Origin of the sequence: Vibrio sp. 10N.286.51.E5, assembly GCF_041469125.1 — a bacterium.
Classification (GTDB): domain Bacteria; phylum Pseudomonadota; class Gammaproteobacteria; order Enterobacterales; family Vibrionaceae; genus Vibrio; species Vibrio crassostreae_C.
The window spans coordinates 1-12480 of sequence record NZ_JBFRJZ010000025.1 but is presented as its reverse complement, the minus strand read 5'-3'; the positions used below and the strand labels follow the sequence as shown (position 1 = coordinate 12480).

General features: G+C 45.0%; 8 protein-coding genes. All 8 read right to left on the bottom strand.

Annotated features, from left to right (window positions below):
• Positions 1-209: 209 nt before the first annotated feature.
• The 8 genes from rpoC to secE all read right to left on the bottom strand — a co-directional run bounded on the left by rpoC (position 210) and on the right by secE (position 12230).
• The gene (rpoC, locus tag AB4161_RS09105) at positions 210-4412 is read right to left on the bottom strand and encodes a DNA-directed RNA polymerase subunit beta' (RefSeq protein WP_017060527.1); all 4203 of its coding nucleotides are present in this window, start codon (positions 4410-4412) and stop codon (positions 210-212) included.
• Positions 4413-4504: 92 nt separating this feature from the next.
• Positions 4505-8533 carry a DNA-directed RNA polymerase subunit beta gene (rpoB, locus tag AB4161_RS09100; protein WP_017060526.1) on the bottom strand — a complete coding sequence of 1343 codons (4029 nt, stop codon included), beginning with the start codon at positions 8531-8533 and terminating at the stop codon, positions 4505-4507.
• Between the two features lie 235 nt (positions 8534-8768).
• Positions 8769-9137: a 50S ribosomal protein L7/L12 gene (gene rplL, locus AB4161_RS09095; protein WP_017060525.1), complete on the bottom strand. Its 369-nt coding sequence runs from the start codon at positions 9135-9137 to the stop codon at positions 8769-8771.
• A gap of 57 nt (positions 9138-9194) precedes the next feature.
• A complete protein-coding gene (gene rplJ / locus AB4161_RS09090) occupies positions 9195-9689 on the bottom strand; it encodes a 50S ribosomal protein L10 (RefSeq protein WP_017060524.1) in 495 nt (164 codons plus the stop codon).
• A gap of 250 nt (positions 9690-9939) precedes the next feature.
• Positions 9940-10644 (bottom strand): 50S ribosomal protein L1, encoded by a 705-nt coding sequence (gene rplA, locus AB4161_RS09085; protein WP_017063651.1) that lies wholly within the window; start codon positions 10642-10644, stop codon positions 9940-9942.
• A gap of 4 nt (positions 10645-10648) precedes the next feature.
• The gene (rplK, locus tag AB4161_RS09080; RefSeq protein ID WP_010435555.1) at positions 10649-11077 is read right to left on the bottom strand and encodes a 50S ribosomal protein L11; all 429 of its coding nucleotides are present in this window, start codon (positions 11075-11077) and stop codon (positions 10649-10651) included.
• 213 nt (positions 11078-11290) lie between these two features.
• Positions 11291-11839, bottom strand: coding sequence for a transcription termination/antitermination protein NusG (gene nusG / locus AB4161_RS09075; RefSeq protein WP_010435556.1), 549 nt, complete (start codon positions 11837-11839; stop codon positions 11291-11293).
• Between the two features lie 13 nt (positions 11840-11852).
• Positions 11853-12230 carry a preprotein translocase subunit SecE gene (secE, locus tag AB4161_RS09070; protein WP_010435558.1) on the bottom strand — a complete coding sequence of 126 codons (378 nt, stop codon included), beginning with the start codon at positions 12228-12230 and terminating at the stop codon, positions 11853-11855.
• Positions 12231-12480: the final 250 nt, after the last annotated feature.

The window sequence follows — 12480 nt, the reverse complement described above, 5'->3', positions numbered from 1 at the left end:
GCATATGGTTACAGCCCTAATCAGCCTAGTCATCTCTACCCTTTATCTTACTGGCCTCAAAGAGCACTCTTCAGGACATAAATCCAACCTCACCAGCTAGATAAGCACACCTATCACTTTATAAGTCATAGCTAAATACCAATACGCCAGATACAAAAAAGGCACCCGAAGGTGCCTTTTTCTTATCTCTTAGAGACTACTCGTAGAGCTTACTCTTCTGAAGAGAAACCAGCGTTTAGAAGTGCTGCTAGATTGTCAGTAGCTTGTTCAGCTGAAGGACCTTCTTGCTCTTCTTCACGTTGTTTTTGACGCTCTTGGTGGTATGCGAAACCAGTACCAGCTGGGATCAGACGACCAACAATTACGTTCTCTTTCAGACCGCGAAGGTCATCACGCTTACCAGAAACCGCAGCTTCTGTTAGTACGCGAGTCGTTTCTTGGAACGATGCAGCTGAGATGAATGACTCAGTTGCAAGAGATGCTTTAGTAATACCTAGTAGATCACGTTCGAAACGTACTAGTTCTTTACCTTCAGCTTCTAGCTTACGGTTAGCAATCTTAACATTGTGGTACTCAACTTGTTCGCCAGGTAGGAACGGAGAGTCACCAGAATGAGTGATTGTACACTTACGTAGCATTTGACGAACGATAGTCTCGATGTGCTTATCGTTAATCTTTACGCCTTGTAAGCGGTAAACTTCTTGAACTTCGTTCGCGATGTACTGAGTTACTGCGTGGATACCACGTAGACGCAGGATATCGTGTGGAGTTTCAGGACCGTCGGCGATTACATCACCACGTTCAATCTTCTCACCTTCGAACACGTTCAATTGACGATGCTTAGGAATCATCTCTTCGTAAGCGTCACCGCCTTCACGAGTGATTACTAGACGACGCTTACCTTTCGTTTCTTTACCGAAAGACACAGTACCTGTGTGCTCAGCAAGGATCGCAGGCTCTTTAGGCTTACGAGCTTCGAATAGGTCAGCTACGCGTGGTAGACCACCGGTGATATCTTTGTTTCCGCTCGATTTTTGAGGGATACGAGATAGTGTGTCACCGATGCCAACTTCAGCGCCATCTTCGATGTTTACAATCGCTTTGCCAGGTAGGAAGTAGTGAGCTGGCATATCAGTACCAGGGATCATTACGTCGTTACCTTGCTCATCAACAAGTTTGATAGCTGGACGCATATCTTTACCTGCTGCTGGGCGAGCTGCTGCGTCTGTAACTTCACTTGAAGAAAGACCCGTTAGATCGTCAGTTTGACGAGAAACTGTAATACCATCGATCATATCTACGAATTGGATACGACCTGCCACTTCAGTGATGATTGGCATGGTATGCGCTTCCCAGTTAGCTACAACTTCACCAGCAGTAACTGCTGCGTTGTCGCCTTTGGTTAGCATCGAACCGTAAGGAAGTTTGTGCTTCTCTTTAGTACGGCCGAATTCATCAATAATCGTCATCTCAGATGCACGAGAAGTGATAACCAGTTTCTTATCTTTGTTAACTACGAACTTAGCATTGTGAAGTTTCACAGTACCAGTTGTCTTAGCTTGGATGCTGTTCTCTGCTGCTGCAGTAGATGCCGCACCACCGATGTGGAACGTACGCATCGTTAGCTGTGTACCCGGTTCACCGATAGATTGTGCAGCGATAACACCAACTGCTTCACCTTGGTTCACTAGGTGACCACGTGCTAGGTCACGACCGTAACACTGTGCACAACAACCGAAGTCTGCATCACAGGTAACAACAGAGCGCACTTTCATGCTATCTACTGAGTTGTCTTCCATGATTTGACACCACTTCTCATCAATCAGAGTATTACGTGGAATCAGTACATCTTCAGTACCAGGCTTAAGAACGTCTTCAGCTACTACACGACCTAGAGCAAGCTCAGAAAGTGCAACTTTAACGTCACCACCTTCGATGTGAGGCATCATGTCGATACCTTCATGCGTGCCACAGTCATGTTCGTGTACTACAACGTCTTGAGCAACGTCTACTAGACGACGAGTTAGGTAACCCGAGTTTGCTGTTTTCAGTGCTGTATCCGCAAGACCCTTACGAGCACCGTGCGTTGAGATAAAGTACTGAAGGACGTTTAGACCTTCTTTAAAGTTCGCTGTGATCGGCGTTTCGATGATTGAACCATCTGGACGCGCCATCAGACCACGCATACCTGCTAGCTGACGAATCTGAGCTGCAGAACCACGTGCGCCCGAGTCGGCCATCATGTAGATGCTGTTGAACGATTCTTGCTGTTCTTCTTCGCCGTCACGGTTGATAACTGTTTCAGAAGATAGGTTATCCATCATTGCTTTCGCAACGCGGTCATTCGTAGATGCCCAGATATCGATAACTTTGTTGTAACGCTCACCCGCAGTAACAAGACCAGATTGGAATTGCTCTTGGATTTCGCGAACTTCTTCTTCAGCAGATTCAATTTCATCGTATTTCGCTTGAGGTACAACCATATCGTCGATACCTACAGAAACACCAGAAAGTGCAGCGTATGCAAAACCTGCGTACATGATTTGGTCAGCAAATACTACTGTATCTTTTAGACCAAGCTTACGGTAACACTCGTTAAGAAGAGTAGAGATCTGCTTCTTACCTAACTTTTGGTTAACGATGCTGTACGGTAGGCCAGCTGGAACGATTTGCCATAGCATTGCACGGCCGACAGTTGTATCAACCATCTTCGTTTCAGTAGTGCTGTTACCATCTTCGTCTACTACAGTTTCGGTGATACGTACTTTAACGCGAGCGTGTAGCTCAGCAGTCTTAGTACGGTATGCCTTTTCAGCCTCAGCAGGGCCAGCAAGGTACATACCTTCGCCTTTCACGTTGATCTTGTCACGTGTCATGTAGTAAAGACCCAATACAACGTCCTGAGAAGGTACGATGATCGGATCACCTGACGCTGGCGACAGAATGTTATTCGTCGACATCATCAGTGTACGTGCTTCAAGCTGTGCTTCTAGAGTTAGAGGCACGTGTACCGCCATTTGGTCACCATCGAAGTCGGCGTTGTATGCCGCACACACTAGTGGGTGAAGCTGAATCGCTTTACCTTCGATTAGTACTGGTTCAAACGCTTGGATACCTAGACGGTGAAGTGTAGGTGCACGGTTAAGCAGTACTGGGTGTTCGCGGATTACTTCGTCCAGGATATCCCAAACGATAGCTTCTTCGCGCTCTACCATCTTCTTAGCAGCTTTGATTGTCGTAGCCATGCCACGAGTTTCTAGCTTGCTGTAGATGAACGGCTTAAATAGCTCAAGTGCCATCTTCTTAGGAAGACCACACTGATGTAGACGAAGGTATGGACCTACTGTGATTACAGAACGGCCAGAGTAGTCTACACGTTTACCTAGAAGGTTCTGACGGAAACGACCTTGTTTACCCTTGATCATATCAGCAAGAGATTTCAGAGGACGCTTGTTAGAACCAGTGATAGCACGACCACGACGACCGTTATCTAGAAGTGCATCAACAGACTCTTGCAGCATACGCTTTTCGTTACGTACGATGATGTCCGGAGCAGCTAGCTCTAGAAGGCGCTTCAAACGGTTGTTACGGTTAATCACACGACGGTAAAGGTCGTTCAGATCTGAAGTCGCAAAACGACCGCCATCTAGTGGTACTAGAGGACGTAGATCTGGCGGCAGAACCGGAAGTACAGTCAGAATCATCCATTGCGGATCGTTACCCGATGCAATGAACGCTTCAACTAGCTTCAGGCGCTTAGTAACTTTTTTACGCTTAGTTTCTGAGTTAGTCGTTTCTAACTCTTCGCGCATTTCTTCCACTTCTTGATGAAGGTCCATTGTTGCAAGCAGATCTTTGATCGCTTCAGCACCCATCTTAGCAGTAAATTCGTCACCCCACTCTTCTAGACGATCCAGATACTCTTCTTCAGTAAGCATCTGAGATTTTTCTAGATCAGTCATACCTGGTTCAGTTACTACGTACATCTCGAAGTAAAGAACACGTTCGATATCACGTAGAGGGATATCCATTAGTAGACCGATACGAGACGGCAGTGATTTTAGGAACCAGATGTGAGCAACTGGTGAAGCTAGCTCGATGTGGCCCATGCGGTCACGACGAACTTTAGTTTGTGTAACTTCAACGCCACACTTCTCACAGATAACACCACGGTGCTTCAGGCGCTTGTATTTGCCACAAAGACATTCGTAGTCTTTAACTGGACCAAAAATACGTGCACAGAACAGACCATCACGTTCAGGTTTGAACGTACGATAGTTAATTGTTTCCGGCTTTTTAACTTCACCAAAAGACCATGAACGGATCATGTCTGGTGAAGATAGACCGATTTTGATTGCATCAAATTCTTCGGTCTTATGCTGTGCTTTTAGAAAGTTTAATAAGTCTTTCACATTCAGCTCCTGTAAGGAGTTAAAGGAGCTCACTGCTGTAGCAAGCTCCCTTTTACCAAATAATCCTATCTTCTTTTAAAAAGAAGGAGGGATTACTCTTCGTCTTCTAGCTCGATGTTGATACCTAGCGAGCGAATCTCTTTCAACAGTACGTTGAACGACTCAGGCATACCAGGTTCCATGCTATGGTTACCGTCTACGATGTTCTTATACATCTTAGTACGGCCGTTAACGTCATCTGACTTAACTGTTAGCATTTCTTGTAGAGTATATGCAGCACCGTATGCTTCTAGTGCCCATACTTCCATCTCACCGAAACGCTGACCACCGAACTGAGCTTTACCACCAAGTGGTTGCTGAGTTACTAGGCTGTAAGAACCAGTTGAACGCGCATGCATCTTGTCATCAACCAAGTGGTTCAGTTTCAGCATGTACATGTAACCAACAGTTACAGGACGCTCAAACGAATCACCAGTACGACCATCAAACAGTTTAAGCTGACCAGATTCTGGCAGATCACCCAGTTTAAGTAGTTCTTTGATTAGAGACTCAGAAGCACCGTCGAACACAGGAGTAGCAATCGGTAGACCGCCACGTAGGTTCTTGATCAGTGTACGAACTTGATCATCAGACAGTTCAGCAATATCAACTTTCTGACGAGTATCACCAAGATCGTAAACCTTCTGTAGGAACTCACGGAACTTATGCAGTTCTTGTTGTTCCTTAACCATTTGGTTGATCTTGTCACCGATACCTTTCGCAGCCAAACCTAAGTGAACTTCTAGGATCTGACCGATGTTCATACGCGATGGTACACCCAGCGGGTTAAGTACGATGTCTACAGGCTGACCTTTCTCATCGTATGGCATGTCTTCAACAGGGTTAATCTTAGAGATTACACCTTTGTTACCGTGACGACCGGCCATCTTATCACCAGGCTGGATACGACGTTTAACCGCTAGGTAAACTTTAACAATCTTAAGAACGCCAGGCGCTAGATCATCACCTTGAGTGATTTTACGACGCTTAGTTTCAAACTTCTTATCGAAGTCTGCTTTTAGCTCATCCCACTGCTCAGCAAGTTGCTCAAGCTGTGTTTGTAGCGCATCGTCTTCTAGAACTTGCTCTAGCCATTGCTTACGACCGATAGTATCAAGCTTAGCTTCAGAGTAACCACCTGACAGAAGTACAGCTTTAACACGGTTAAGAAGACCACCCTCAAGAATTTGGAACTCTTCAGTTAGGTCTTTCTTAGCTTCTTTAAGCTGCATCTGTTCGATTTCAAGTGCACGCTTGTCTTTCTCTACGCCATCGCGAGTGAAGACTTGTACATCGATGATAGTACCCGAAACAGAGTTTGGTACACGTAGAGAAGTATCTTTAACATCAGATGCTTTCTCACCGAAGATAGCACGTAGTAGCTTCTCTTCAGGAGTCAGTTGAGTTTCACCTTTAGGGGTTACTTTACCAACTAGGATGTCGCCACCCTTAACTTCAGCACCAATGTAAACGATACCTGACTCGTCTAGTTTAGACAGAGCAGACTCACCTACGTTTGGAATATCAGCTGTGATCTCTTCAGAACCCAGCTTAGTATCACGAGCCACACAAGATAGTTCTTGGATGTGGATTGTCGTGAAACGGTCTTCTTGAACTACGCGCTCAGATACTAAGATCGAGTCTTCGAAGTTGTAACCGTTCCAAGGCATGAATGCGATACGCATGTTTTGGCCAAGAGCTAGTTCACCAAGGTCTGTTGAAGGACCATCAGCAAGAACATCGCCACGTGCAACTGGTTCACCAGGAAGTACAGTTGGACGTTGGTTAATACATGTGTTTTGGTTCGAACGCGTGTACTTAGTTAGGTTGTAGATATCGATACCAGCTTCGCCAGGTACCAATTCATCTTCGTTAACCTTAACTACGATACGAGAAGCGTCTACAGACTGAACTTGACCACCACGTTTAGCAACCGCTGTAACACCAGAGTCAACTGCGATGTTACGTTCGATACCAGTACCTACTAGAGGCTTATCAGCCTTAAGTGTTGGTACAGCTTGACGTTGCATGTTGGCACCCATCAATGCACGGTTCGCATCATCGTGTTCTAGGAACGGGATAAGCGAAGCAGCGATAGATACTACTTGGTTTGTCGCAACGTCCATGTAGTCAACGTGATCGCGTGGGTGAAGACCAGATTCACCTTTTTGACGAGCTGTGATTAGCTCATCTGCAAACGTACCTTCTTCAGTAAGAATGGTGTTTGCTTGCGCGATTACGAATTGACCTTCCTGGATTGCAGACAGGTAATCAACTTCTTCTGTTACTACACCATCTACTACACGACGGTACGGAGTTTCTAGGAAACCGTAATCGTTACAACGTGCAAACGCAGATAGTGAGTTAATTAGACCGATGTTTGGACCTTCAGGCGTTTCGATCGGACATAGACGACCGTAGTGAGTTACGTGAACGTCACGTACTTCGAAGCCTGCGCGCTCACGAGTAAGACCACCAGGACCTAAAGCAGAGATACGACGTTTGTGCGTAACTTCTGACAATGGGTTGTTTTGGTCCATGAACTGTGAAAGCTGTGAAGAGCCAAAGAATTCTTTAACTGCAGCAGAGATCGGCTTAGCGTTGATAAGATCTTGAGGCATGATTGCATCAAGGTCACCAAGGCTTAGGCGCTCTTTAACGGCACGTTCTACACGAACTAGACCAACACGGAATTGGTTTTCTGCCATTTCACCTACAGAACGGATACGACGGTTGCCAAGGTGGTCGATATCGTCCACTTCACCAATACCGTTACGGATACCAATCAGTTTCTTCATCACTTCGATGATGTCTGATTCATCCAGAGTACCGCGCTCTTCTTCTTCTTCACGCTCGATAGAGCTGTTGAACTTCATACGGCCTACAGTTGATAGGTCGTAACGTTCTTCAGAGAAGAATAGGCTTTCGAATAGAGACTCTGCAGCTTCTTTCGTTGGTGGCTCGCCAGGACGCATCATGCGGTAGATTTCTACCAATGCAGAGATGCGATCTACTGTGCTATCTGCACGTAGAGTGTCTGACATGAATGGACCGTGATCTAGGTCATTCGTGAACAGAGTTTGTAGAGCCTTGTGGCCTGCTTGAGACAGGTTAGCAAGAGCTTCTAGGCTAATCTCTTGGTTCGCGCCAACGATGATCTCGCCAGTTGCTTCGTTGATGTAATCTTTAGATGCAACTTTACCAACGATGTACTCTACTGGTACTTCGATGTGCTCAACGCCATCTTTTTCAAGTTGACGGATATGGCGAGCAGTAACACGACGACCAGTCTCAACGTAAGTTTTACCGTTTGCTTCGATGTCGAATGACGCAGTTTCACCACGTAGACGATCAGGAACCAACTCCATAAGAAGAGTTTGGTCTTTAACTTCGAAGTTCACCTTGTCGAAGAACAGATCTAGGATCTCTTCAGTCGATTTACCAAGTGCACGAAGAATAATCGATGCTGGTAGCTTACGACGACGGTCGATACGTACGAATAAGTTATCCTTAGGATCGAACTCAAAGTCTAACCATGAGCCACGGTAAGGAATTACACGTGCGTTATAAAGAACTTTACCTGATGAGTGGGTCTTACCCTTATCACTGTCGAAGAACACGCCTGGGCTTCGGTGCAGCTGGGATACGATAACCCTCTCGGTACCATTAATTACGAAAGTACCATTGTCTGTCATAAGCGGAATTTCGCCCATGTAGACTTCTTGTTCTTTAATGTCTTTTACAGTACCTGCTGGTGCATCTCGATCAAAGATAACTAGACGTAGTTTTACGCGTAGTGGCTTTGAGTAAGTAACACCGCGGATTTGACATTCTTTAACGTCAAAAACTGGCTCACCAAGACGGTAGCTAACGTATTGCAGCTCAGAATTGCCGTTGTAGCTCTGAATTGGAAATACAGAACGGAAAGCAGCTTCAAGACCGTATTGACCTTCTGGATCCTGTTCGATGAATTTGTCGAAAGAATCAAGCTGGATCGATAACAGGTATGGAATGTCCAAAACTTGTGGACGAGTACCAAAATCCTTACGGATGCGCTTTTTCTCGGTATAAGAGTAAACCATGGGGTTCCTCAGCTCGCTGATAAGTGACCCAAACCACCCAAAACACTCTTCAGAGGGGGTGGTGACAAACAGCTGTTTAGTGGTAGTGAACAATCATTTCGAAAAAATGACTGTTTTTTTGCTCGGATTATGACGGTTAAACAGCGGAAATTTCGTCATAGCCCTACAGCGCAAAAAGGCCGGTGGTTAATAAACCACCAGCCATTAGCCTTGCGGCTATGAAATTAAGTAATAATTACTTGATTTCAACAGAAGCGCCAGCTTCTTCTAGCTGTGCTTTAAGAGCTTCAGCTTCAGCTTTGTCAACGCCTTCTTTAAGCGCTGCAGGAGCTGAGTCTACAAGACCTTTAGCTTCTTTAAGACCTAGGCCAGTTGCGCCACGTACAGCTTTGATAACTTGTACTTTGTTAGCGCCAGCAGCAGTTAGGATAACGTCGAATTCAGTTTGCTCAGCAGCAGCGTCGCCGCCAGCTGCGCCACCAGCTACAACTGCAGCTGCAGCTGAAACGCCGAATTTCTCTTCCATAGCTTCGATAAGCTCAACAACTTGCATTACAGACATTTCTGCAACTGCGTCTAGGATTTGCTCGTTAGTAATAGACATAACAATTCTCTTTTAAGTCAACAATAAGTTTAATTTGCAACCAGTGAAAAGCAAGGCTTAAGCCGCTGCTTCTTCTTTTTGGTCACGTAGTGCAGCGATAGTACGAACCAGCTTGCCAGCAGAAGCTTCTTTCATGCACATCATTAGGCGTGCGATAGCTTCGTCGTAAGTTGGTAGTGTCGCTAGTACTTCAGCATCAGTAACTGCGCCTTCAAATGCAGCAGCTTTGATCTCGAAATCTTTGTTCTCTTTAGCGAAGTCTTTGAAAAGACGCGCTGCAGCACCTGGGTGCTCGTTAGAGAACGCGATCAGAGTTGGACCAGTGAAAGTGTCTACTAGACACTCGTAGTCTGTACCCTGAACCGCACGGCGTGCTAGTGTGTTACGAACAACTTTCATGTAAACACCCGCTTCGCGAGCTTGTTTACGTAGAGAAGTCATTGCGCCAACTTCAACGCCACGAGAATCAGCTACAACTGCAGAAAGTGCACCACTGGCAGCTTCGTTGACTTCAGCAACAATTGCTTTTTTGTCTTGAAGATTTAAAGCCATTTGGATTAACCTCTGGTTGTGATTACAGCACCCAATACAAAATGTATTGAGCGTTTACGATGTTATTTAAAAATGAATAAATCCACTTCAAACCACAACATCGCCTACGTAGGTTTTATTAAGCTATCAATAATCTAATGAAAATCGACAGCGCCTACGGTCTTGGGATAGATGATTTCAAATTGCTTTAAAACCACCCAACCACAAATATTAGGCGCAGAAGTATACACTAAATCTGCGCCTAAGCAAATTAGTTTGCTTGAGTATCAAGACTAGCTTGATCAACAGCAACACCAGCACCCATCGTAGTAGAGATGCTTACTTTCTTCAGGTAAGAACCCTTAGCTGAAGAAGGCTTAGCTTTCTTAAGAGCAACTAGAAGTGCTTCTAGGTTCTCTTGAAGCTGGTTAGCTTCGAAAGATGCTTTACCGATAGTAGTGTGGATGATGCCGTTCTTGTCGTTACGGTAACGAACCTGACCAGCTTTAGCGTTCTTAACCGCTTCAGCAACGTTAGGAGTTACAGTACCAACTTTAGGGTTTGGCATAAGGCCGCGTGGACCTAGGATTGTACCTAGTTGACCAACAACACGCATTGCATCTGGAGAAGCAACAACTACGTCGAAGTTCATTTCGCCTTTTTTCACTTGCTCAGCAAGATCTTCCATACCAACGATATCTGCGCCAGCAGCTTTAGCAGCTTCTGCGTTTGCACCTTGAGTGAAAACAGCAACGCGGATGTCACGGCCAGTACCGTGAGGTAGCACTGTTGCGCCACGAACGTTTTGGTCAGATTTACGAGCATCGATGCCTAGGTTAACAGCAACATCTACAGACTCAACGAATTTAGCAGTCGCTAGTTCTTTAAGAAGAGCAACAGCTTCGCTGATTTCGTATTCTTTAGTTGAGTCAACTTTGTCGCGGATTACGCGCATACGCTTAGTAAGTTTAGCCATGATCTTATCCCTCTACCACTAGGCCCATTGAACGAGCAGTACCAGCAATAGAACGTTTCATTGCTTCGATGTCAGCACCAGTCATATCAGCAGCTTTAGTTTCTGCGATTTCCTGAACTTGAGCGTCAGTAACAGTACCAACTTTCTCAGTGTTTGGACGACCTGAACCAGACTTAACGCCAGCAGCTTTCTTAAGAAGAACAGCAGCAGGTGGAGTCTTAGTTACGAACGTGAAAGAACGGTCGTTGTAAACAGTAATAACTACTGGAGTAGGTAGACCTTTCTCAACAGATTCTGTTTTTGCGTTGAACGCTTTACAGAATTCCATGATGTTCACGCCGTGTTGACCTAGAGCAGGACCAACCGGTGGACTTGGGTTTGCCATACCAGCTGCAACTTGCAGTTTGATATAAGCTTCAACTTTCTTAGCCATGATATTTCCTAATATTTTGGGTACATGCGCTAGCCGCAAGGCGAGCTCCCCATAAATTCAATTAACTCTTTTTCACTTCCACAGAAGCAAAAAGGCGCGAAATTATAATCATAATTCGCGCCTTTAACAACCCTAAAAAGGTGATTTTTTATACTCTTTTATTTTGAACAACTTATGAAGTATTTATCCACAGCTTGTTCAAAACTTAGAGTTTTAGTCCAGTTTTTCAACCTGACCAAATTCAAGCTCAACCGGTGTTGCACGACCAAAGATCGATACAGATACCTTAATGCGGCTTTTCTCGTAATCTACTTCTTCAACAGTACCGTTGAAGTCAGCAAATGGACCATCGTTCACACGAACCACTTCACCCGCTTCGAACATTGTCTTAGGACGTGGAGACTCGCTCGCTTTCTCTAGACGGTTCAAGATAGCATCAGCTTCTTTATCAGTGATTGGTGCAGGACGATCAGAGGTACCACCAATGAAGCCCATAACACGCGGAATGCTGCGTACTAAGTGCCATGATTCATCATTCATGATCATTTGAACTAATACGTAGCCAGGGAAGAATTTACGTTCACTTTTACGGCGTTGGCCTGCACGCATTTCCACTACTTCTTCAGTAGGTACTAGCACATCGCCAAATAGTTCTTCCATGTTGTGCATTTTAATATGCTCGCGTAGCGACTGTGCAACACGACCTTCAAAGCCAGAAAAGGCTTGAACTACATACCAACGTTTTTTTGGAGCTTCACTCATGAATCAGAACCCTCTACACCCCAGTTGCTAGAGAAACTAGACGGACCATAATGCCGTCAATTCCCCAAAGCACTAGAGACATAACAATACATACAGCTAAAACGATCAATGTAGTTTGCATAGTTTCTTGGCGAGTAGGCCAAACAACTTTACGAATCTCCATACGAGATTCTTTTGCAAAATCGATCGCAGCTTTACCTTTAGTTGTTGTTGCTGCAACGCCTAGTGCGGCAGCAATCAGCACAACTACACCTGCAGCGCGAATTACAACAGACAATTCACCATACAGGTAATTACCCACAACAGCAGCAGCCAACAGAACAAAAGCGACAATCCACTTCATTGTATCTGCTGCACCTGAGCTATCAGGAGTTTCAGCGTTTGCTTTCATAAAACCAACCTGTGATAAGTCTTAAATATAGACGACAATAACCCCGCTGTTGCAGGGCACATTCCTTTGCGTTGCAAAACAACACATCTAACAGTCATTTTAGTCAAAAAGACCGTTTAATTCTTTGCTAAGAGCAAAAATCGATGTCAAAACATCCAACTCTTTTTTTAGCGCAGAAAAAGGGCATCAAATGATGCCCTTTTTACTAGTGGTTCGTCAAATCTTATGCAAAGATTTTAGCTACAACACC

Excerpts from the sequence above, each read along its gene's own strand:
- rpoB (WP_017060526.1), bottom strand. The coding sequence starts at position 8,533 with ATGGTTTACTCTTATACCGAGAAAAAGCGCATCCGTAAGGATTTTGGT.
- rplK (WP_010435555.1), bottom strand. The coding sequence starts at position 11,077 with ATGGCTAAGAAAGTTGAAGCTTATATCAAACTGCAAGTTGCAGCTGGT.
- rplL (WP_017060525.1), bottom strand. The coding sequence starts at position 9,137 with ATGTCTATTACTAACGAGCAAATCCTAGACGCAGTTGCAGAAATGTCT.
- rplA (WP_017063651.1), bottom strand. The coding sequence starts at position 10,644 with ATGGCTAAACTTACTAAGCGTATGCGCGTAATCCGCGACAAAGTTGAC.
- secE (WP_010435558.1), bottom strand. The coding sequence starts at position 12,230 with ATGAAAGCAAACGCTGAAACTCCTGATAGCTCAGGTGCAGCAGATACA.
- rplJ (WP_017060524.1), bottom strand. The coding sequence starts at position 9,689 with ATGGCTTTAAATCTTCAAGACAAAAAAGCAATTGTTGCTGAAGTCAAC.
- nusG (WP_010435556.1), bottom strand. The coding sequence starts at position 11,839 with ATGAGTGAAGCTCCAAAAAAACGTTGGTATGTAGTTCAAGCCTTTTCT.